Source organism: Nonomuraea guangzhouensis, from assembly GCF_019396345.1.
Lineage (GTDB): Bacteria > Actinomycetota > Actinomycetes > Streptosporangiales > Streptosporangiaceae > Nonomuraea > Nonomuraea guangzhouensis.
On sequence record NZ_JAHKRM010000004.1, the window covers coordinates 334,153 to 355,110 of the forward strand.

Sequence of the window (20,958 nt, forward strand, 5' to 3'; positions counted from 1 at the left end):
CCCAAACGTCACTGTCCCTAAAGGGACCCTACTCATGTTGCGTCGCTGTCTGCACTTCCCACGATCAGCCCACGGCGAACCGTTCACCAGATCGTTTCTTTACGCCCAGTAGAGGCCGTGCGATTGTCGGTATGTCTGCACGTCCTCTACAGGAGGCCGACATGCGACTCCCCAGCCGACCTGCGGTGATCGCGGTTCTCACCATCCTGGCGCTCAGCTCCTGCGGATCTGGCGCGCCCGCCGGAGGGGAGGGCGTCACCCTCGTCATCGCGGCCAACTCGATCTCCGGCGGCAAGAACTCCGAGTCCGCCGACTGGATCAAGCGGTGGGTGATCCCCAACTTCGAGCAGGCCCACCAGAACGTCAAGGTGCTCTTCCGGCCCAGCGGCGTCGACGACGAGCAGTACAAGACCAAGATCGCGCTCGACCTCAAGTCGAAGGCCGGGGCCGACGTCATCGACCTCGACGGCATCTGGGTCGGCGAGTTCGCCCAGGCCGGCTACATCAAGCCGCTCACCGACGTGGGCGGGCCCGCCGTCGACTCCTGGGAGGGCTGGTCGCAGATCCCGCAGGCAGTACAGGGACTCGGCATCTTCGACGGCAAGAAGTACGGGCTGCCCCAGGGCACCGACGGCCGGGTCCTGTTCTACAACAGGACCCTGTTCAAGAAGGCCGGCCTGCCCGACCCGTGGCAGCCCACCAGCTGGGAGGACATCTTCGCGGCCGGCGGCAGGCTGAAGGCCGCGGGCGTGCCCGTTCCGATCCAGATCAACGCCGGCACCGCCATGGGCGAGGCCACCACCATGCAGGGCGTGCTCCCCCTCCTCGCCGCCGCCGGGTCCGAGATCTACACCGACGGCAAGTGGACCGGCGCCTCCCCGGCCATGAAGGACGTGCTCGGCTTCTACCAGCGGCTCTACACCTCCGGGCTGAGCGACCCCATGCTGCAGCAGGAGGCCAAGGGACGCGACAAGTCCTTCGCCCAGTTCGCCGCCGGCAAGATCGGCGTCCTGGCCGAGAGCGACTACTTCTGGCGATCCGTCATCGAGCCGAAGGCCAGGGTCGCCCCCATGGCCGACCGCGACACAGCCGTCGGCTTCGCCAAGATCCCCGCCAAGAGACCCGGCGCCGCCATCCGCGGCCAGGACTTCGCCAGCATGTCGGGCGGCGCCGTACGCGTGCTGAACCCGTTCTCCAAGAACCCCAAGCTCGCCTGGGAACTGCTCGCGTTCATGCACTCCGCGGCGGCCACCAAGGCGCAGCTCGCCGGGCAGGCCCGCATCAGCTCCCGCGGCGACGTCAACGGCGAGGTGCTCCACGCCGACCCGATGCTGGAGTACGTCGCCGACGAGGTGCTGCCCATCACCGCCTACCGCCCCGGCCTCGCCGTCTACCCGCAGGTCTCCGTCGCCCTGCAGGAGGCCACCGCGGCGATCGTCAGCGGCAGGAGCGCCGACGAGGCGGCCGCCGCCTACCAGACCAAGCTGGAGGGACTGGTCGGTGGCGCGGACCACGTCGCCAGGTGACGCGGCCGGGCTGGGCCGAGCGAGAGCGGCCGGATTCGTGCTACCCGCTCTCGTCCTCATCGGCGTCTTCCTCGTCTTCCCCGCCCTCTGGACGATCTACCTCGGGCTCACCGACTATCGCCTCACCGGCCTGGCCGCCGCCGACCCCCACGTCGTGGGCCTCGGCAACTACACCCGCGCGCTGAGCGACCCGCGTTTCCTCAGCTCACTGTGGCTCACCGTCGTCTACGTCGGCGGCTCCGCGATCCTCGGCCAGGCCGGGCTCGGCTTCACCCTCGCCTGGCTGCTGCGCACCCGCGGCGGGCCGTTGCGACGGGCCGTCGAGGGTGTCGTGCTGCTGTCCTGGATCCTGCCCAGCACGGTCGTCGGCTTTCTCTGGTTCGCCCTGCTCGACCGCGACGACGGCACGCTCAACGCGCTGCTGGGCACGCCCGGGTTCGGCTGGCTGCTGGACTACCCGCTGCTGTCCATCGTCGTCTTCAACGTCTGGCGCGGCACCGCCTTCTCGATGATGTTGTACGCCGCCGCGCTGGAGAACGTACCGCCCTCACACCTCGAAACCGCCCGCCTGGCCGGCGCCTCCGTGCCGCAGCAGCTGCGTGACGTGGTCTTCCCGCTCATCCGGCGGCACGTGCTGACGAACCTGCTGCTGATCAGCCTGTGGACCTTCAACGACTTCACCCCGTTCGTCCTGACCGGTGGCGGCCCGGAAGGACGCTCCGAGATCCTGCCCGTCTACGTCTACGACATCGCCCTCAAAGGCGGCGAGCTCGGCCTGGGCGCCGCCGTGTCCTTCCTCATCCTGCTCATCAACCTCGTCTTCGCCCTGGCATATCTGCGGCTGCTGCGCGGCCGTCGCCGCGCGGCGGGACGGCCACCGGCATGATCCGGCACACCGTCGGACGGCTCGCCGCCACCGTGTTCGTCGCCGTCGTCCTGGCCTTCTTCACGCTGCCCATGCTCTGGCTGGCCGGCGCCCCCTTCGACGCCACGCCGGCGATCACCACGTCCATCCCCGAGTTCACGCTGCGCAACTTCGCCGCCATCCTCGACAACCCCTACGCGCTCGGCTCCATCCGCAACTCCCTCATCCAGGGCGGCGGCGCCGCCGCGCTCGTCGTGGTCCTGGCCTCCCTGGCCGCCTACGCCCTGTCCAGGGTCCGCATCCCGGGCCGCGACGTGCTGCTCTACGTGCTCCTGCTGCTGTCGTCCGTCGTCACCGGGACCGCCGCCATGGTGCCCATCTTCGAGCTGGCCACCCGGCTCGACCTCATCGACACCCACCTCGGCGTCATCCTCGTCGTCTCCGGCGGCCTGCTGCCCGCCGCGATCTTCATCCTCAAGGACTTCATGGACGAGACGCCGACCACCTACGAGGAGTCCGCCCGCGTCTTCGGCGCCTCGTCGCTGCAGATCCTCCGTCACATCGTGATCCCGCTGGTGCGGCCCGGCCTGGCCACCATCGCCGTCTGGGCCCTGGCCAGCGTCTGGGGCGGCTTCCTGTTCCAATTCATCCTGCTGCGCGATCCCGACAAAGCCCCCGGCTCCGTCATCCTCTACACCCTCTACACCGAGGGCGGCTCGCCCAGGCTCGACCTCATCTCCACCTTCTCCCTGCTCTACTCGCTGCCTGTGGTGGCGATGTACCTGTTCGTCTCGCAGCGGTACGGCTTCCGCTTCCACGGAGGGATCAAACGGTGATCTCGCTGCACGGCCTCACCAAGGTGTTCGCCGGCGGAGTGCGCGCCCTGGACGCCCTCGACCTCACCATCGCCGACGGCGAGTTCTTCGCCCTGCTCGGCCCGTCAGGCTGCGGCAAGACCACCCTCCTGCGCACCATCGCGGGCCTGGAGACCCCCACCTCGGGCAGCGTCCGCATCAACGACACCGACGTCACCACGCTGCCGCCCGGCCGCCGCGACGTCGCCATGGTCTTCCAGGACTACGCCCTCTTCCCCCACATGACCGTCTCCGAGAACATCGCCTACCCCCTGCGCATCAGGAAGGTCCCCCGCCCGGAACGCGCCGCCAAGGCCGCGGAAGTCGCCCGGCGCCTCAGCCTGCCCGACCTCCTTCACCGCCGACCGGCCCAGTTGTCCGGCGGCCAGCAGCAACGCGTCGCCCTCGCCCGCGCCATCGCCTGCCACCCCGCCGCCTTCCTCTTCGACGAACCCCTGTCCAACCTCGACGCCCGGCTCCGCCTGGAAGCCCGTACCTTCCTCAAACGCCTGCAGCGCGAACTCGCCGTCACCACCGTCTTCGTCACCCACGACCAGGCCGAAGCCCTCGCCCTCGCCGACCGCGTCGCCGTCATGTCCCACGGCCGGATGATCCAGATCGGCACCCCCGCGGAGGTGTTCCAGCGCCCCGCCACCACCTTCGTGGCCGCCTTCATCGGCTCCACCCCCATGAACCTGCTGCCCGGCGAGATCACCTCCGGCGCCCTCCACGTCGCCGGCGCCACGCTCCCCGCCCCGGCGGGTGTCCCCGACGGCGACGTCGTGTACGGGGCGCGGCCCGAATACCTGGAACTCCTGCGCGAAGCCCGCCCAGGCGCCTTCCCCGGCACCGTCTCCGTCCTGGAGAACCTCGGCACCAGCACCCTCGTCACCCTCGAAACCGACGACACCCTCATCCAGGCCGTCGTCCCCGAAGGCGACGAACCGCCCATCGGCACCCCCGCCTGGGCGCTCCCCCACCGCTCGCTCCTCTACCGCGACGACCGGCTGCTCCGCCCCTGACGGCATACTGGACCCATGTCCGCCAAGGACTGGATCCTGCACGTCGACCTCGACCAGTTCATCGCCGCCGTCGAGATCCTGCGCCACCCCGAGCTCCGGGGCAGACCCGTCGTGGTCGGCGGCTCCGGCGACCCCACCCAGCCACGCACCGTCGCCGCCACCGCCACCTACGAAGCCCGCGAGCACGGCGTCCACTCCGGCATGCCGCTGCGTACCGCGCTCAGACGCTGTCCCGACGCCGTCTTCCTGCCCAGCGACCCACCCGCCTACGAGGCCGCGTCCGAACGGGTCATGGCCACGCTGCGTGAGTTCCCCGTCCTGGTCGAGGTCTGGGGCTGGGACGAGGCGTTCATCGGAGCCCACACCGACGACCCCGAGGCGCTCGCCGCCGCCCTCCGGCAGGCTGTGCTGGCCAAGACCGCGCTGTCGTGCTCCGTCGGTATCGGCGACAACAAGCACCAGGCCAAACTCGCCTCCGCGTTCGCCAAACCGGCCGGCGTCTACCGCCTCACCGACGACAACTGGTCCGAGGTCATGAACGACCGGCCCACCGACGCGCTCTGGGGCATCGGCGCCAAGATCGCCAAAAAGCTGGCCGACCTGGGACTCCACACGGTCGCCCAGCTCGCCGCCGCCGACCCCGCCGACCTGGCCCGCCGCTTCGGCCCCACGAACGGTCCCTGGTATCGCTACCTCGCCCTCGGCAAAGGCGAAGCCGAAGTCGTCACCACCCCATGGGTGGCCCGCGGGCACAGCCGGGAGACCACCTTCCCGCACGACCTGACCGACAGCACCGAGATCTCCACCCACGTAGCCACACTGGCCAGGCAGGTCGCCTCGGACGCGACCGCCGCCGGACGGATGATCGTCCGGGTGTCGGTGAAAGTACGCTTCACCCCGTTCCTCACCCGCAGCCGTCAATCCAAGCTGCCGGCACCCACCACTGACGCGGCCGAGCTGTCCCGCGCCGCCCTCACCGTGCTCGACCGCTTCGACCTCACCCGGCCGGTCCGCCTCCTCGGCGTGGCCGTCGAATACGCCCCACTCGATCAGACCCGGACCGCTCACTCATAGAAGCCGGAGCTCACCTCCTTACAGTCCGGGCACCACGTCGACCCCTCAGGCGTTTCCCCCCGATTCCCCCAGGCTCAATGCCTGATTTGGCCTACTCTCCACCCTTTTGGACGTAAGAGCGCACGAACTCCTCCGCGTTCTCTTCGAGAACTTCGTCAATCTCGTCCAGGATCGCGTCGACATCGTCGGTCAGCTTCTCCTGGCGCTCCTGAACGTCCGGTGCCGCCGACGCCTCGGTCTCCTCGACCTCACTGTCGCGCCGACCAGCCTGCTTCTGGCCACCGGTGTCCTTGCTTGCCATGTCCTACCTACCTCCGCTTGGGGGACTGCTCTCTAGGCATATCTTCCCCGAACCGGGCGACATTTCGCGCCGATCGCCCCGCGATCTTGCCGACTTGACTGGATAGTTCTCCTATCCAATAATGAGGCCCCTGCCCTACAGGAGGTTTCGATGTCCCCCTCGTCCCTGAGCACGGCAGGTGTGCTCCTCATCACAGTTCCCGCGGTGGCGTTCGGCGGCGTGTCGCTGCTGACGTTCCTGATGCGGAACGTGCCCGGCTACAACGACAATCCGGTGCGCCGCAGCCTCTGGCGGGCGGGGCACGCTCACGCGGGCGTGCTGGTCCTGTTCAGCCTCGTGGCGATGCTCTACGTGGATCAGGCGGACCTCTCGGACGGCCTGAAGGGCCTGGTGCGCACGCTCATCGTGGCCGCCCCGATCCTGATGCCGCTCGGCTTCTTCCTGTCCGTGGTCCGCCCCAGCGACACGAAGCCGAGCAAGCTCATCTGGCTGACGGTGGCGGGCGGCGCGGGGCTGGCGGTGGGCACGCTGACGCTGGGCGTGGGCCTGCTCTGAGCGGCTGGTACGAAGCGACCGCCGCGACGGCGGGAGGCCGGAGCCGTACAGCGGTGAGTGGCTAATCCCCGCCGGTGAGGGCGGCGACCAGGTCGGCGGCGGTGCGGCAGCGGTCGAAGAGCTCGCCCACGTGGGCCTTGGTGCCCCGGAGCGGCTCGAGGGTCGGTACGCGCTGCAGGGACTCGCGGCCGGGGATGTCGAAGATGACCGAGTCCCAGGAGGCCGCCGCGACGGACTCGCTGTACTGGCGCAGGCAGCGACCGCGGAAGTAGGCGCGGGTGTCCGTGGGCGGGTTCTCGACGGCGCGCTGGACGTCTTCCTCGGTGACCAGGCGCTGCATGCGGCCGCGGGCCACCAGGCGGTTGTAGAGGCCGCGGTCGGGGCGGATGTCGGAGTACTGAAGGTCGACGAGCTGCAGCCGGGGGTGCGACCAGGCGAGCGAGTCGCGGGTGCGGTAGCCCTCGAGGAGTTCGAGTTTGGCGACCCAGTCGAGTTCGCGGGAGAGCTGCATGGGGTCTTCGGCCAGGCGGGTGAGGACGGACTCCCAGCGGTCGAGGATGTCCTTGTTCATCTCTTCCTGGGCGGTGCCGCGTTCCTCGACGTACTTGCGGGCCTGTTCGAGATATTCCATCTGCAACTGGATGGCGGTGAGCTTGCGCCCGTCGCGCATGGCGATCTCGTAGCGGCAGGTGGGGTCGTGCGAGACGGCGCGCAGGGCCTGGACCGGGTTCTCGACGGCGAGGTCGCGGCTGAGGAAGCCGTCTTCGATCATGGCGAGGACGAGGGCGGTGGAGCCCAACTTCAGGTATGTCGAAATTTCCGACATGTTGGCGTCGCCGATGATCACGTGCAGCCGCCGGTACTTCTCCGGGTCGGCGTGCGGCTCGTCCCTGGTGTTGATGATCGGCCGCTTGAGCGTGGTCTCCAGGCCGACCTCGACCTCGAAGAAGTCGGCCCGCTGGCTGATCTGGAAGCCTTCGCCGCGCGAGTCCTGCCCGATGCCGACCTTGCCCGCGCCGACGACGACCTGGCGGGAGACGAAGAACGGCGTGAGGTGGCGGACGATGTCGGCGAAGGGGGTGGCGCGCCGCATGAGGTAGTTCTCGTGGCAGCCGTAGCTGGCGCCCTTGGCGTCGGTGTTGTTCTTGTACAGCTGGATCGGCGCGTTGGACGGGATGGCCGAGGCCCGCTGGGCGGCGTCGTACATGACGCGTTCGCCGGCCTTGTCCCAGATGACGGCGGCGCGGGGGTTGGTGCATTCGGGGGTGGAGTACTCGGGGTGGGCGTGGTCGACGTAGAGCCGAGCGCCGTTGGTGAGGATGACGTTGGCCAGGCCAAGGTCCTCATCGGTGAGCTGGCTGGGGTCGGCGACCTCTCTGGCCAGATCGAAGCCGCGAGCGTCGCGCAGCGGGTTCTCCTCTTCGAAGTCCCACCTCGCCCTTCGCGCTCTGGCGGCGGAGGCCGCCAGGTAGGCGTTCACCACCTGCGAGGACGTGACCATCGCGTTGGCGCCTGGCTGACCTGGTACGGAGATGCCGTACTCGGTCTCGATGCCCATCACCCGACGCACCGTCATGCAACACCCTCTGTTCGTCCGGATCTGTCTATCCGCCGTTTATATGCCCGAGCCTATGCCCTTCACAGTGCCCCAGGGTCACAGAGTTATGGCACCGCAGCCTTTTCCACATTTACGGCGGAAGCTGGTGGGGTTTGCGGACGTCTGCGTGGCTTAAGGAGGCGCTGGATGGGGCGTTCGGCAAGGGCGTAGACGAGATAGGACAGAAGTACGGCCGCGAGTGAGGTGATGAGGGCGGCGGCCCAGGGGGCCATTCTGGCGGCCAGGAGCGGGATGAGAGCGACGCCGACGACGGAGTGGAAGAGATAGAGCGGGTAGGTGGTCGCGCCGAGCGCAGCGAGCGTTCTGGACGGTCGCAGCCGGAAGGCGCCGAGCGCGACGAGCGACATGACGGCGAAGACGAGCGTGATGGTGATGATCACGCTGAGGTCGCTGACGGGCATGCTCTTGATCCCGGCGAGCTTGATCCGGCCGTGGACGCGTTCGAGCGCCGAGTGGACCGCCAGCACGTAACCACCGGCGACGTAGAGCCAGGGCAGCACGGCGTCGCGGTTCTTGTGGACGAGGTAGAGGGCCATGCCGGCGACGAAGTAGGGGGCGTAGCGGGGCATGACGATCTCGTTGAGCACCTCGTTGCCGAGCAGTTCGGCGCCGAGCGCGGCGGCCAGCCAGAGACCGCCGAAGATCATGACGCGGCCGTAGGTGACGCCGATGATGACGAGGACGGCCATGAGCAGATAGAAGCGGAGTTCGGCCCAGAGCGACCAGTACACGCCGCTGGCGTCCATGACCTTGAACAACCGCTGGAACATCGTGGCGTTCACCAGGTACTCCCCTGGCGAAAGCTTGGGGTCGAGCGCCTTGGCGCCGGTGAGGCCGTAGAGCGCCACGACGGCCGCCAGGCTGATCCAGTAGGCGGGGTAGAGCCGGACGAACCTGCTCCAGGCGAACGCCCCGAGCCCTCTCCCCCACGCGCTCATGAGGATCACGAAGCCGCTGATGACGAAGAACAGCTCGACGCCGAGGATGCCGAGCCCCGCGATCGGGGCGACGGCGGGGAAGAGCTCGGCGGGCCGGTCTCCCCAGACGGAGGCGAACGCGATCAGATAGTGGAAGGCGAGCACCGCCAGAGCGGCGACGAACCGCAGCAGGTCGAGCTCGGCCAGCCGGCCGTCCCCTCGCACGTGCCTCGTCCGGGTGGGTGGTTGCACGCCCTGTTGGACGGCACATCGATCACTTTGGTTCCGTTGGTCCCAATTTTCACACGGGTCCCTCGGTGCCGATGAGGAGGATCCGGGCGTCCGAATCGAGGCGGAGGGCCCGGCGGGTGGCACCGTCGAGCGCCAGCAGGCCGGCGGCCCCGGTGGCGCCGCAGGGCGAGACGGAGACCCCCTCGGCGGCCAGCCGGGCGGCGGCAGCGGCGGCCTCGGCGTCAGTGATGGTGACGAAGGCGTCGGCCAGGTGGGACAGCAGCTCGTAGGCGATCAGGGATGGTTCGCGGCAATCCAGGCGGCCGAGCGTCGTGGGCGAGCCTTCGACGTGGACGGGTTCGCCGGCGCGGGCGCTCTCGAACAGGCAGGGGGCGCCTTCGGGTTCGACGACGACGATGGCGGGCCCTTCCCCCCAGCGGTCGCGGATGTACGCGGCGGCCGCGGCGGCGAGCCCGCCGACTCCGGCCTGGACGAACACGTGGGTGGGCGCCTCGGCCAGCTCGTCGAACAGGACGGTGTAGCCGCGCATGACGTCGAGGGGGACGGCGGTGTAGCCGTCCCACGAGCTGTCGGAGACGAGCTGCCATCCGTTGTCGTCGGCGGCCTGGAGCGCGGCGAACATGCTCTGGTCGTAGTCGCCGCCCCTCCGCCGTACCTCCGCGCCGAGGGCGCGCAGGCGGTCGGCGAAGGGTTCGGGGACGTCGTGGCCGAGGTAGACGACGAAGGTGCCGCCGATCTCGCGTACCCCGGCGGCGACGGACAGGCCGTGGTTGCCCGCGCTGGCGCAGACGAAGGTGGTGCTCGCGTCGGCCTGGCCGCGCTGGACGAGGCGGTGCACGGCGTACGCGCCGCCGAGCGCCTTGAAGCTGCCGAGCCCGAGCCGCCCGCTCTCGTCCTTGACGCTGACGGTCCCGGCTCCCGCCGCGCGGGCCAGGGCGGGCAGGCGGCGGAGCGGCGTGGGCCGGTAGCGGCGGTGGGTCTCGAAGTGGGCGCGGGCCTGGCGGGCGTGCTCGACGCCGATGAGGGCGCGGTCTCGCGCGGTGTACGGAGTGCGGGCGGGATTCAGCCGGCTCGTGCTCATGGAGATCATCGTACGAAGCCGGAGGCGCCCGCCGACACGCCTGGCCCGCACCTGAAAAGGGGCCGCGCGGGGATCCGCGCGGCCCTTCTCAGCAGCCTCTTACAGGTACTGGCCGGTGTTGGCGACGGTGTCGATGGACCGACCCGCCTCCGCGCCCTGCTTGCCCGACACGAGCGTGCGGATGTAGACGATCCGCTCGCCCTTCTTGCCGGAGATGCGGGCCCAGTCGTCCGGGTTGGTGGTGTTGGGCAGATCCTCGTTCTCGGAGAACTCGTCCACGCAGGCCGTGAGCAGGTGCTGCACCCGCAGGCCCTTCTGTCCGCTCTCCAGGAACTGCTTGATGGCCATCTTCTTGCCCCGGTCGACGATGTTCTGGATCATCGCGCCGGAGTTGAAGTCCTTGAAGTAGAGGACTTCCTTGTCGCCGTTGGCGTAGGTCACCTCGAGGAAGCGGTTCTCTTCGCTCTCGGTGTACATGCGCTCCACGACGCTCTGGATCATGCCGTGAATGGTGGCCTCGCGGGAGCCGCTGTGCTCCGAGAGGTCCTCGGGGTGCAGCGGGAGCTCGGCGATGAGGTACTTGGAGAAGATGTCCTTCGCCGCCTCGGCGTCCGGCCGCTCGATCTTGATCTTGACGTCCAGGCGGCCGGGCCGCAGGATCGCCGGGTCGATCATGTCCTCGCGGTTGGAGGCGCCGATGACGATGACGTTTTCCAGTCCCTCGACGCCGTCGATCTCCGACAGCAGCTGGGGAACGATGGTGTTCTCGACGTCCGAGGAGACACCGGAGCCTCGGGTGCGGAAGATCGAGTCCATCTCGTCGAAGAACACGATCACCGGGGTGCCCTCTGAGGCCTTCTCGCGGGCCCGCTGGAAGACCAGGCGGATGTGCCGCTCGGTCTCGCCGACGTACTTGTTGAGCAGCTCGGGGCCCTTGATGTTGAGGAAGAAGCTCTTGCCTTCCTGGCCGGTGCGCTCGGCGACCTGCTTGGCCAGGGAGTTGGCGACAGCCTTGGCGATGAGCGTCTTGCCACAGCCGGGCGGGCCGTAGAGCAGAACGCCCTTGGGCGGGCGCAGCTTGTGCTCGCGGAACAGGTCGGCGTGCAGGTAGGGCAGCTCGATGGCGTCCCTGATCTGCTCGATCTGCCGCATGAGGCCACCGATCTCCTCGTAGGAGATGTCGGGGACCTCTTCGAGCACGAGCTCTTCGACTTCGGACTTGGGGATCCGCTCGTAGACGTAGCCCGAGCGGGGTTCGAGCAGCAGTGAGTCGCCTGCCCTGATCGGCTGCCCGACCAGTGACTCGGCGAGCCGCACGACGCGCTCCTCGTCCGCGTGCGAGATGACCAAGGCGCGCTGCCCCTGGTCGAGGAGCTCCTTGAGCATCACGATCTCGCCGACCTCTTCGTAGCCGAGGGCTTCGACCACGTTGAGCGCCTCGTTCAGCATGACCTCCTGGCCACGGCTGAGCGATTCGACGTCGACGGCGGGGCTGACGTTCACCCGCAGTTTGCGGCCGCCGGTGAACACCTCGATCGTGCCGTCTTCTCTGGCCTCGAGGAAGGTGCCGAACCCGGATGGCGGCTGCGCCAGCCGGTCGACTTCTTCCTTGAGGGCAACGATCTGGTCCCTGGCCTCCTTGAGTGTGGCGACCAGGCGCTCGTTCTGGCCGGTGACGGCCGCGAGGTTCGCCTGCGCCTCGTGGAGACGCTCTTCAAGGACTCTGGCCTGACGGGGTGACTCGGCCAGCTTCCGCCTCAGCGCGGTGATCTCCTCTTGGAGGAAGGAGACCTGTGTTGAAAGATCAGCGACCTCCCGTTCGCGCTGCGCGGCTCGAGCCTCTGCATCATCGCGAGCTGCCACGCCCCGTCACCTCCTTCCCAGTCGAGGGCGACTACTTAGGACCTTACCTATCTCGGGCCCCTCCGTAACCTGGCCGGGCAGTGTTCGTCGTGTGACAATCTGTGTTCGGCGAATAATCCCTAATGGTGCGTTTAACAGTGCCAGCATCTGAACACGACGATCTGTTCCCGTGTTACGGACCAACGCGGCCTCGTAGCCAAATTGTCATAGTTCCTCGGTGGTCCCCTTCGGTCGTCGACGGCGTGGCGGCGGCGCCACGCCGTCCGCCATGCGGCGGGCGCTGACGAGGAACCCGGTGTGGCCGATCATCCGATGATCCGGTCTTACTGCGAGCCCTTCGACATGCCAGTCGCGAACCAGGGTCTCCCACGCATGAGGCTCCGTGAAACTCCCGTGATCCCGAATCGCCTCGACGGTCTTGGACATCTGGGTGGTCGTGGCCACGTAACAGCAGATGACCCCGCCCGGTGTGAGGGCCTTGGCGGCGGCGTCCACGCACTCCCACGGGGCGAGCATGTCGAGGATGACGCGGTCGACGTCCACCTCGTCGATCGAGGCGACCAGGTCGCCGACGACGAGCCGCCAGGTGTCGTCCATGGAGCCGCCGTAGAACTTCTCCACGTTCTTGCGCGCGACGTCGGCGAACTCCTCGCGCCGTTCGTAGGAGGTGACGTGGCCCTCGGGCCCGACGGCGCGCAGCAGGAAGCAGGTCAGCGCGCCGGAGCCGACGCCGGCCTCGATCACCCGGGCGCCGGGGAAGATGTCGGCCATGCCGACGATCTGCGCGGCGTCCTTGGGGTAGATCACCGCGGCGCCGCGCGGCATGGCCAGAGTGTAGTCCTGGAGCAGATGGCGGAACGCGAGGTATTGGGTACCGCCGGAAGAGCGCACCACGGAGCCTTCGGGCTGCCCGATCAGCTCGCTATGAGGGATGGCGCCCTTGTGCGTGTGGAAGACGCCGTCCTCTTTGAGCGTGATCGTGTGGCGCTTGTTCTTGGGGTCGGTGAGCTGCACCTGATCCCCCGCCTGAAACGGCCCATGCCTGCGGAAACCCATGGCCGCAAGGTTATAGGGCTTTCGAGCACGCCTTGACGCGCGATATCTATGAGGGATGTTTCCGCGCGAAGTGATCTCTACAGGTTCCCTGGTGTTGCGACGCCCCGCCGATTCCGACGCCGAGGCGATCGTGCGCGCGTGTGACGACCCGGTGACGGCCCGGTTCCTGTACGTGCTGCCGTCGCCGTACACGTTGCAGGACGCGCGTGACTACCTGCGTGCGGCGGAGGCGAAGTGGGCGGAGGGCGGCGCCGAGTTCACGATCACTGAGAACGGCCACTACGTCGGCGCCATCGGCGTCCGGCCGCCCGATGCCTGGGGCGTGGCCGAGATCGGCTACCTGGCCGCACCGTGGGCACGCGGCAAGGGCGTGGTGACCACGGCGACGCGGGCGGTGACCGACTGGCTGTTCGACCATGGGGTCGAGCGCGTGGAGCTGAGCGCCGCGGTGGAGAACATCGCCAGCCTGCGGGTCGCCTTCAAGGCCGGTTTCCAGGAGGAGGGGCGCAGGCGTGACGCCAAGGTCATGCGTGACGGGCGCCGCACCGACATCATCACGCTCGCCAGGATCCGGCGCGACCCCGGCGTGGCGGCCGAGCCATACCTGCCGTTCTTCGACGGCGGCGAGCTGAGCGACGGGGTGGTGCGACTGGCGCCGATGGAGGTGGCCGACGCCCCCGACTTCCACCGGATGATGCTGGAGCCGAGCGTGGCCGCCTACGCGTTCGGGCCGCCCACCACGTTGCCGGACAGCGAGCGGCGCTGCCGCTACACCGGCTACTGGTGGGTGTCGGGGCAACGGATCGAGCTGTCGATCAAGGACGCCGTGTCCGGGGAGTTCGCGGGGCACGTGCAACTGGCGCAGGTGCAGCCGATGATCGGGCAGGGCATGATCGGCTACTCGCTGATGCCGGAGTTCCGGGGCAGGGGGTTCATGACGCGGGCCGTGCGGCTGCTGGTGGACTGGGCGTTCGCCAACACCCCGCTGCACCGGATCGTGGCCGGGACCGACTTGGGCAACCAGCCTTCGCAGCAGGTGCTGGAGCGGGCCGGGTTCGTCCGGGAGTTGACGCACCGGGAGCTGTTCCCCAAGGAGGACGGAACCCGGTCGGACGAGCTGGAGTGGCTCCGCCTGCGGCCCCGGTGACGGAAAATTCCGATTTCCAGTTGGGGGCTGGTCAAGTGACACGCCGACGGCGAGACTCAGGGTCACCGCCCCTGAGATACGCGTGATCGGGCCGCGCGATCTCGTTCTCCCCTCCGCCGAGGGATACAGCGATGCCTTACAACCGTGTCGATGTCGCCATGCGTGAACTCATCGCCTCGTTCTCCTGTCTGGACTCCGCGGGACTGATCGACAGGCTGAGCCGGACCGCCGCCGCGGTCACCGGCACGGCTTACGCGGGATTCGTCCGGGTGGACGCGCTTCGGGAGGTCGCCCACACCGTCAACGTGCACGCCCCACCGGTCGATCCGCTGCGGGTGCTCCCGTGGCTGGAGGAGTCCGGGGTGCTCAAGACGCTCGCCTCGGCGTCCGGCCCGGTGCTGATCGTGCCGGATCCGTCGATGGGCGAGCCGGGTTTCCTGGCCATGCCGCTGCCGCTCGCCACGAGGGACCACGCGTTCCTGTGGGTGGCGGGGCGCCGGTTCGGGGACCCGGACGAGCACCTGCTGAGCCGCTTCGCCACCGCCGCGGGCCGGGCCCTGGAGGCGGTCAGCGGGCTGGAGGCCGCGGTACGCCTGTTACGCGGCGTGCAGGCTTTCCCTCGCGGTTGAATGGCGCCGTGGGTGGACCTGACCGACTTTTTGCGATATTTACCCAAAAATTAGTAAAAGTGCGCTGACGCGTGCTTTCGTACACCCTGGGCGGAGCCCCGGACCCTCACTGTCCGCGCTGCTCAGCACCACCGCGGTGATCAACGCTCAGCAGAACCGGAACACCGCGCCCGACGGGTCTAATAACAGCCAGACCGGCACGGAACCGACTTATACGGACCGCCTAGTTCGTACATGAGAGACCGTCAACGGCAACCCCGGCAATCGGCGCAAAACGGCGATTGCCCATCATCAATAGCTCAGCCGTCGGAGCCGAGCATGGCGCTCGTCGCCTCCTCGACGATGTCTCGCATCGCGCGTCGCGCCTCCGCGGGGTCACCGGCCTGGACCGCCTGGGCGACCTCCGCGTGCCGGCGGATCGCCGCCGGCTCGGGGAAGGCCGGCATCAGGTGGTGGTGCGTACGGCCCGCCAGCACCTCCGCCACCACCGTGGCGAGGCCCCCGAACATGTCGTTGCCCGAGGCCTCGAGCAGCGTGCGGTGGAACAGGATGTCGGCGGCCAGGTAGGACTCCAGGTCGCCGGCCCTGCCGTGGACGGCCATCCGCATCACCGCCTCGGTCAACCGGCCGCACTGCTCGGGCGTGGCGTGGGCGGCGGCGAGGGCGGCCGCGACGGGTTCGACGCCGAGGCGGAGCTCGGAGAGGGAGCGGAGCAGCGATTCGCGTTCGCCGCTGTCGAGGCGCCACCGGATGACGCGCGGGTCGAACAGGTTCCAGGCGGCGCGGGGCGACACCGTGACGCCGACCCGCCGGCGGCTGCTGACCAGGCCCATGGACTCCAGGACTCGTACGGCCTCGCGCACGACCGTGCGTGACACCCCGAACCGGGCCTCCAACTGCTCGATCCTGAGCACCTGCCCGGTGGCGTACTCGCCCGCGACCACGAGGGCGCCCAGCTCGCCGAGCACGGCGCCATGCAGGCTCTCGTCCGCGACTCCCACGGGCCCATCCTCACACGGATCGGCGCAAAAAGTATGATTTATCAGCCAGTTCCGCTTGATTGGTATGATGTGACTTGTCTAGTCTGGCGCGCAGCCGAGCTCGAGAGGGTGCCCCCGTATGGACGACTCACGCCGCCACCCGCTCATCGTCGTGATGGGGGTGACGGGATCCGGCAAGTCCACGGTCGGTGCCGCGCTCGCCGAACGCCTCGGGGTGCCGTTCGCCGACGCCGACGACTTCCACAGCCCGGCGAACGTCGCCAAGATGTCCGCCGGAACCCCCCTCGACGACGCCGACCGGCTGCCGTGGCTGCGCTCGGTGGGCGTCTGGCTCGCCGAGCACGCCGCCACCGGGGCCGTGACGGGCTGTTCCGCGCTGAAGCGCCGCTACCGCGACCTGCTGCGGGAGGCCGCGCCCGAGGTGAGCTTCCTGCACCTCGACGGCGACGTCGACATGATCAGGAAACGGGTGGCCGGCCGGTCCGGGCACTTCATGCCCGAGAGGCTGGTGGCCTCCCAGTTCGCGGCCCTCGAACCACTCGGCCCCGACGAACACGGCCTCGCCCTCGACCTGTCCCTCCCGGTCGACGACCTCGTGGACGCCTACCTCACCCGCACGACATCCTGACCGCACCCACTTGCACACTCCCTACCCACACGCTCCTGCCCAACCGCCCAGCCATACCCGGGACCACCACCCCACCCAGCCATACCCGGGACCACCACCCCACCCAGCCATACCCGGGACCGCCGCCTCGCCCGGCCGTGTGCGGGACCGCCGCCTCGCCCGGCAAGCGGGGCGCCTCCTGGAAGTAAGCGGGCCCGTGCGGCGCTCAGCGATGCGGACGCCCAGGCAAGTGCGGGGCTGCGGCACCCCATCGTGAGCGGGATGCCCCCGCGACGCGAGGCCACCACCCGGCCGTAAACGAGACCGCCACCCGGCATAGCGGAGTGGAAGGCTACCCCCTGAAGGCCCTCAGCCCTGGTCGGCGGGTGGCCGAGCGCCGATGCCCAGCGAACTAGTGGCCAGGGAGGCGGGTGACCGGGGGCGGATACCCGGGGGCCGATGCTCGGGACCGGGCGCCGGGGCGGGTGCCCGAGGCCAGTCGCCCGAGGCCGGTGCCGGGGGCCGGGTGCCTGAGGAGAAGCTGTCCGATGATCGGCGTACCAGCAGAAACACCGCCCGCCCCACAGCGGCCGCTCACGAAAGAACGCCCGCACCCCCAAAGGAGAGCGGGCGTTCCAGAAGCGGGCTCAGCCCCGGTGGGCCTCGAAACGCATGGTGCGGGAGACGCCGACGCGGACGGTGGTGCCCGGGACGATGGTGACGGGCTCGTTGGGCGGGATGTCGTAGAAGTTCGGGTCGCCGGGCGGCTGGATCTGGGTGCCGTTGACCGAGCCGAGGTCGACCAGGTTGACGTCCCAGCCGTCGAGCGCCACCCGCAGGTGCCTGCGGGACACCGAGCCGTCGGGGCTGGTCACCTTGGCGGGCCTGGCCGTGCCGCCCGCCACCTCCGGCGCGCGCTCGGGGTCGCGTCCCAGGAGGTAGTCGCTCTCCAGCGGCAGCGCGGTGCCGTCGTCGAGGATGAGGACGCCGAGCGGGGGCCGTGGCCCCTTGTACGGCACCAGGGTGCGCTGGACGAGCGCGATGCCGCAGACCGCGCAGTAGGGCACACGAGGGTCGTTGAAGTGGTCGTTCTTGCAGTCGACCCCGTAGACGAGCTGCCGGTCGCCGTGCTCCTCCTGGGCGGGCGGAGGCGGCGGCTGTTCGAACAGCTCCCGGGGCTGCTCGAAGTGCTCGCGTGGTTGCTCGAAGTGCTCGCGGGGCTGGTCGAACTGCTCACGCGGCTGGTCGTAGGAGTCGCGCGGCTGGTCGTAGGGAGAGGCGGGCTGCTCGTACTGCTCAGGCATCGTGCCGTTGCCCGACAGGACCGGCGCGGGCTCGTCGTAGGTCGGGAACCCGCTCGGCTGCTCGGCCGGGGGCGGCGGGTCGGGGACCGCCGAAAGGAACGGCGGCTGCTCCAGCACGGGCTGCGGCTGAGGCCCGGACGGCGACTGGGGGTTGAACGAAGGGCCTGAGGACGGCTGCGGTCCCGAGGGTGTGGCGGGCTGGTCGTTGCCCGACAGTGGATAGGGCGCCATCTGCACCGGAGGCGGCACCACCAGCTCGGGCTCGAAGTGCAGGGCGGTGTTGGGCAGCTCGCTGGTCAGCGGCCTGGACGGCGCCGGGGCCCGCTCGGGGACGTCGCCGAAGTCGCCCATCAGCCCGCCGCCGTGCACCACACCGCCGTCGAACTGGACCGCGGGGTGCGGCTCGCCGCCGCCGGGCAGGCTCAGCCGGACGCGGTGGACCGGCCCGTTGACGAGCCGGTCGGCCCAGGTCAGCGAGTCGCTGCCGGCCAGCCGGGTCTCGCCGGACGCGGTGGTGACCGTGGCCGACGCGGAGCCGCTGACCAGGACGGCCACGCCGTCGCCGACCGGTCCCGCGACCGCGCAGTTGGCGGGGTCGCCGGTCATGTTGGCGGCGAGCACCTGGGCGGCGCGCCTGGCCAGCGCCCGGCCGTCGCCCCCGGCCTCGGCCGTCTCGCGCAGTGCCTTGAGCAGTGCGTCGGCCGCGGCCTCGGCCGCGTCGCACACCAGCAGCAGCCCGCCCAGATAGGCGACCAGCCCATCTCCGGGAAGCGGACGCACCGCCCCGAAGCCCTGGCCCGTCATGACTCCTCCTTCATGATGACCGCGCTGCGCTCATCTGTGCCCTCGCTGCGCTCGGTCACTCAACTCTCCTCCCCGGAAGCCGGCGGTCTCACGGCATCCGCACTGCCGTGACGGCCACCAGCCATACGCATACCCCATACGGCGGGGCGGTGTCGCGGCCGCCCCGTCTCGATTCGGTGAACCGGTGGACCGCAACAAACCTCTCAAGTGTGCAAGTTGGCCAAACAGAACACTATCGGCCAGTCGTCGCATCCTCGAACCGCCAGGTGCGATCCGGAATCGCCTGATCACTGGACACGACACTAGCCGGGGGCTGCCGCATATACGAGTGGGACAAATCAGACGCCGCTGAAGACGCGGTTGACGTCGGCCGTGGCGAGTACGCCGTAGATCTCGCCGCCGCGCTCCACGAGCAGGTATTCGCCGGCGGGGGCCTCGCGCATGGCGTCGATGAGCGCCTCCCCCGTCAGGTCGGCGGCCAGCACCATGGACGGCTCCAGGGACTTGGCCATGGAGCCGGCGTTCACCCAGGGGCGGCGGTGCTCAGGGGTGGCCTGGACGGACGCCTCGTGCACGATCGCGACGGGGCGGCCCTCGTGGTCGACCACGACGAGCGCGCCGGCCCGCTTCTCGGCGGCCTGGCGCAGCGCCTCCGACAGCGGGGTCTCGGCGGCGACGGGGATCGCCCTGCGGGCCAGGGTGCGCGCGTTGACCTGCGGGATCCTGGCGCGGATGCGGGCCACGCGCAGCGACTGGGTGGCGCCGAGCCAGATGAAGGAGGCCAGCACCAGCGGCCACAGCAGGTCGCGGGGGTCGACTTCCTGCCCACTCATCAACGACATGGCGAACGGCGAGGCGACCAGCAGCACGGCCAGCACCCTGCCGCCCCAGGCGGCGGCCACGGTGCCGGAGCCGGCGTTGCTGGTCAGCTTCCAGACTCCGGCGCGCAGCATCCGGCCGCCGTCGAGCGGCAGTCCGGGCAGCAGGTTGAACACGCCCACGATGAGGTTGGCCACCCAGAGCTGCCAGATCAGCACCTCGGGGATGCCGCCCCCGTTGACCAGGTAGACGTCGGCGGCCAGGCCGATCCCGGCCAGGCCGAGCGAGAGGGCGGGGCCGGCGGCCGCGACCATGAACTCCTTGCCGGGGGTCGGCGGCTCCTTCTCGATCTCCGACACGCCGCCCAGGAGGTAGAGGGTGATCCGGCGGACCGGCAGGCCGTACGACTTGGCCAGCACGCTGTGGGCCAGCTCGTGCAGCAGGACCGAGACGTAGAGGAGGACGGCGAAGACGAAGGCGACGGCGTAGGCGGCGGTGGCGTCGAGCTCGGGCAGCATGCTGCGCACCCGGTCACCGAACATCCAGGTGATGAAGGCCGCGACGATGAACCACGTCCACGACACGTAGACCGGGATGCCGAACGGCTTTCCCATCCGAAGACCGGAAAATTCCTGCTGCGGGCTCTGCTCGCTCACCGCGCTCCTTGCCGTCCAATACGTGCTGTCGCTGCCTTGATGCTACGCGCCGGATAGGGTGATCCCCGCTTCGCGGGCCCTATTCTGTCGGGCTCTTGACCTAGAGTGCGGTGCATGACGTTGACCGAACCGGTGATCATCGGAGCCCTCTCCCCCTCCCGGGCGGGCGACTTCATGACCTGTCCACTGCTCTACCGCTTCCGCGTGATCGACCAGTTGCCGGAGAAACCCTCCCCGGCCGCCGTGCGCGGCACGGTGATCCACGCGGTCCTGGAGCGACTGTACGACCTGCCCGCGCCGCGCCGGTCGGTGGCGGCGGCGCTGGAGCTGCTGGCGCCCCAGTGGGAGCGGCTGCTGGCCGACGACCCCCACTACGCGGAGATGTTCGCCGACGACGCCGAGCAGGCGACGTGGCTGGCTCAGGCGCGGGAGATGCTGGAGCGTTATTTCACGCTGGAGGACCCGACCCGGCTGGAGCCCGCCGAGCGGGAGCTCTATGTGGAGGCGGTCCTCGACGGCGGCCTCATGCTGCGCGGCTACGTCGACCGGCTCGATGTGGCGCCGACCGGCGAGGTGCGGGTCGTCGACTACAAGACCGGCAGCGCGCCGGGCCCCGACTTCGAGGCCAAGGCGCTGTTCCAGATGAAGTTCTACGCGCTGGTGCTGTGGCGGCTGCGTGGCTCGGTGCCCAGGCTGCTGCAGCTGGTCTACCTGGGTGGCGGCGGCGAGGTGCTGCGTTACGCGCCCGACGAGGCCGACCTGCTGGCCACCGAGCGCAAGGTGCGGGCGCTGTGGACGGCGATCGAGCGGTCGCTGGAGTCGGGTGAGTGGCGGGCGCGGCGCAGCCGGCTGTGCGACTGGTGCGACTATCAGGCGCTCTGTCCGGAGTTCGGCGGCACGCCGCCGCCGGTGCCCGACCGGCAGCCGGGCGACACGGTCAGGAGCAGCCGGCGGGCGGCCACGGACGAGTTGTAGGAGGGCGGCTCTCCTCCCCTGGGAGGAGGTTC

The 20,958-nt window shown here is 69.5% G+C and carries 19 protein-coding genes; 10 read left to right on the forward strand and 9 right to left on the reverse strand.

Annotation, left to right across the window (positions count from 1 at the left end; translation table 11 throughout):
* Positions 1 to 161: 161 nt before the first annotated feature.
* The 5 genes from KME78_RS09775 to KME78_RS09795 are packed head-to-tail and all read left to right on the forward strand — an operon-like array spanning position 162 to position 5,341.
* Positions 162 to 1,526, forward strand: coding sequence for an extracellular solute-binding protein (locus KME78_RS09775; protein WP_219528471.1), 1,365 nt, complete (start codon positions 162 to 164; stop codon positions 1,524 to 1,526).
* On the forward strand, positions 1,501 to 2,412 hold the full coding sequence (locus KME78_RS09780; protein WP_219528472.1) for a carbohydrate ABC transporter permease: 912 nt from the start codon (positions 1,501 to 1,503) through the stop codon (positions 2,410 to 2,412). Before KME78_RS09775 ends, KME78_RS09780 begins: the two co-directional genes overlap by 26 nt.
* Positions 2,409 to 3,227, forward strand: a complete 819-nt coding sequence (locus KME78_RS09785; RefSeq protein WP_219528473.1) for a carbohydrate ABC transporter permease — start codon at positions 2,409 to 2,411, stop codon at positions 3,225 to 3,227. The genes KME78_RS09780 and KME78_RS09785 overlap by 4 nt, the downstream gene beginning before the upstream one ends.
* Entirely contained in the window at positions 3,224 to 4,267 is a 1,044-nt protein-coding gene (locus tag KME78_RS09790) for an ABC transporter ATP-binding protein (RefSeq protein WP_219528474.1), read from the forward strand. Before KME78_RS09785 ends, KME78_RS09790 begins: the two co-directional genes overlap by 4 nt.
* 15 nt (positions 4,268 to 4,282) lie before the next feature.
* Positions 4,283 to 5,341, forward strand: a complete 1,059-nt coding sequence (locus KME78_RS09795) for a DNA polymerase IV (protein ID WP_219528475.1) — start codon at positions 4,283 to 4,285, stop codon at positions 5,339 to 5,341.
* Between the two features lie 91 nt (positions 5,342 to 5,432).
* Here KME78_RS09795 and KME78_RS09800 read toward each other — a convergent pair whose 3' ends face one another.
* Entirely contained in the window at positions 5,433 to 5,642 is a 210-nt protein-coding gene (locus KME78_RS09800; RefSeq protein WP_214636360.1) for a ubiquitin-like protein Pup, read from the reverse strand.
* A 150-nt stretch (positions 5,643 to 5,792) separates the two neighbouring features.
* On the opposite strand from KME78_RS09800, the gene KME78_RS09805 reads away from it, so the two are divergent.
* A complete protein-coding gene (locus KME78_RS09805; protein ID WP_219528476.1) occupies positions 5,793 to 6,197 on the forward strand; it encodes a hypothetical protein in 405 nt (134 codons plus the stop codon).
* A 61-nt stretch (positions 6,198 to 6,258) separates the two neighbouring features.
* Here KME78_RS09805 and dop read toward each other — a convergent pair whose 3' ends face one another.
* The 5 genes from dop to KME78_RS09830 all read right to left on the reverse strand — a co-directional run bounded on the left by dop (position 6,259) and on the right by KME78_RS09830 (position 12,984).
* Positions 6,259 to 7,773, reverse strand: coding sequence for a depupylase/deamidase Dop (gene dop, locus KME78_RS09810; protein WP_246650772.1), 1,515 nt, complete (start codon positions 7,771 to 7,773; stop codon positions 6,259 to 6,261).
* Between the two features lie 86 nt (positions 7,774 to 7,859).
* Complete coding sequence (locus KME78_RS09815; RefSeq protein WP_308126874.1) at positions 7,860 to 8,957, reverse strand: acyltransferase family protein; 1,098 nt, start codon at positions 8,955 to 8,957, stop codon at positions 7,860 to 7,862.
* A gap of 76 nt (positions 8,958 to 9,033) precedes the next feature.
* Positions 9,034 to 10,065 carry a pyridoxal-phosphate dependent enzyme gene (locus tag KME78_RS09820; protein WP_219528478.1) on the reverse strand — a complete coding sequence of 344 codons (1,032 nt, stop codon included), beginning with the start codon at positions 10,063 to 10,065 and terminating at the stop codon, positions 9,034 to 9,036.
* A gap of 99 nt (positions 10,066 to 10,164) precedes the next feature.
* Entirely contained in the window at positions 10,165 to 11,928 is a 1,764-nt protein-coding gene (gene arc / locus KME78_RS09825; protein WP_219528479.1) for a proteasome ATPase, read from the reverse strand.
* 204 nt (positions 11,929 to 12,132) lie between these two features.
* Entirely contained in the window at positions 12,133 to 12,984 is an 852-nt protein-coding gene (locus KME78_RS09830; protein WP_214636355.1) for a tRNA (adenine-N1)-methyltransferase, read from the reverse strand.
* A gap of 91 nt (positions 12,985 to 13,075) precedes the next feature.
* Between KME78_RS09830 and KME78_RS09835 the strand changes: the two genes are divergently transcribed.
* Both KME78_RS09835 and KME78_RS09840 read left to right on the forward strand, forming a co-directional pair.
* Positions 13,076 to 14,131 carry a GNAT family N-acetyltransferase gene (locus KME78_RS09835; RefSeq protein WP_308126875.1) on the forward strand — a complete coding sequence of 352 codons (1,056 nt, stop codon included), beginning with the start codon at positions 13,076 to 13,078 and terminating at the stop codon, positions 14,129 to 14,131.
* Between the two features lie 131 nt (positions 14,132 to 14,262).
* Positions 14,263 to 14,760 (forward strand): hypothetical protein, encoded by a 498-nt coding sequence (locus KME78_RS09840; RefSeq protein WP_219528481.1) that lies wholly within the window; start codon positions 14,263 to 14,265, stop codon positions 14,758 to 14,760.
* Between the two features lie 299 nt (positions 14,761 to 15,059).
* Here KME78_RS09840 and KME78_RS09845 read toward each other — a convergent pair whose 3' ends face one another.
* Positions 15,060 to 15,761 carry a FadR/GntR family transcriptional regulator gene (locus KME78_RS09845; RefSeq protein ID WP_219528482.1) on the reverse strand — a complete coding sequence of 234 codons (702 nt, stop codon included), beginning with the start codon at positions 15,759 to 15,761 and terminating at the stop codon, positions 15,060 to 15,062.
* A 118-nt stretch (positions 15,762 to 15,879) separates the two neighbouring features.
* Here KME78_RS09845 and KME78_RS09850 point away from each other — a divergent pair, with 118 nt between their 5' ends.
* Positions 15,880 to 16,389, forward strand: coding sequence for a gluconokinase (locus KME78_RS09850; protein ID WP_219528483.1), 510 nt, complete (start codon positions 15,880 to 15,882; stop codon positions 16,387 to 16,389).
* A 626-nt stretch (positions 16,390 to 17,015) separates the two neighbouring features.
* On the opposite strand, the gene KME78_RS09855 is transcribed toward KME78_RS09850, so the two are convergent.
* Positions 17,016 to 18,476 (reverse strand): FHA domain-containing protein, encoded by a 1,461-nt coding sequence (locus KME78_RS09855; protein ID WP_219528484.1) that lies wholly within the window; start codon positions 18,474 to 18,476, stop codon positions 17,016 to 17,018.
* Between the two features lie 338 nt (positions 18,477 to 18,814).
* Positions 18,815 to 19,951 (reverse strand): site-2 protease family protein, encoded by a 1,137-nt coding sequence (locus KME78_RS09860; protein WP_308126876.1) that lies wholly within the window; start codon positions 19,949 to 19,951, stop codon positions 18,815 to 18,817.
* A gap of 114 nt (positions 19,952 to 20,065) precedes the next feature.
* Here KME78_RS09860 and KME78_RS09865 point away from each other — a divergent pair, with 114 nt between their 5' ends.
* Entirely contained in the window at positions 20,066 to 20,926 is an 861-nt protein-coding gene (locus KME78_RS09865; protein WP_219528485.1) for a RecB family exonuclease, read from the forward strand.
* Positions 20,927 to 20,958 lie beyond the last annotated feature (32 nt).

What these genes read in the sequence shown, in the direction of transcription:
- KME78_RS09800 (WP_214636360.1), bottom strand. Translation starts at nt 5,642, where the DNA reads ATGGCAAGCAAGGACACCGGTGGCCAGAAGCAGGCTGGTCGGCGCGAC.
- KME78_RS09840 (WP_219528481.1), top strand. Translation starts at nt 14,263, where the DNA reads ATGCCTTACAACCGTGTCGATGTCGCCATGCGTGAACTCATCGCCTCG.
- KME78_RS09865 (WP_219528485.1), top strand. Translation starts at nt 20,066, where the DNA reads ATGACGTTGACCGAACCGGTGATCATCGGAGCCCTCTCCCCCTCCCGG.
- KME78_RS09820 (WP_219528478.1), bottom strand. Translation starts at nt 10,065, where the DNA reads ATGAGCACGAGCCGGCTGAATCCCGCCCGCACTCCGTACACCGCGCGA.
- KME78_RS09775 (WP_219528471.1), top strand. Translation starts at nt 162, where the DNA reads ATGCGACTCCCCAGCCGACCTGCGGTGATCGCGGTTCTCACCATCCTG.
- KME78_RS09795 (WP_219528475.1), top strand. Translation starts at nt 4,283, where the DNA reads ATGTCCGCCAAGGACTGGATCCTGCACGTCGACCTCGACCAGTTCATC.
- KME78_RS09830 (WP_214636355.1), bottom strand. Translation starts at nt 12,984, where the DNA reads ATGGGTTTCCGCAGGCATGGGCCGTTTCAGGCGGGGGATCAGGTGCAG.
- KME78_RS09805 (WP_219528476.1), top strand. Translation starts at nt 5,793, where the DNA reads ATGTCCCCCTCGTCCCTGAGCACGGCAGGTGTGCTCCTCATCACAGTT.
- dop (WP_246650772.1), bottom strand. Translation starts at nt 7,773, where the DNA reads ATGACGGTGCGTCGGGTGATGGGCATCGAGACCGAGTACGGCATCTCC.
- KME78_RS09855 (WP_219528484.1), bottom strand. Translation starts at nt 18,476, where the DNA reads ATGACGGGCCAGGGCTTCGGGGCGGTGCGTCCGCTTCCCGGAGATGGG.
- KME78_RS09850 (WP_219528483.1), top strand. Translation starts at nt 15,880, where the DNA reads ATGGACGACTCACGCCGCCACCCGCTCATCGTCGTGATGGGGGTGACG.
- KME78_RS09785 (WP_219528473.1), top strand. Translation starts at nt 2,409, where the DNA reads ATGATCCGGCACACCGTCGGACGGCTCGCCGCCACCGTGTTCGTCGCC.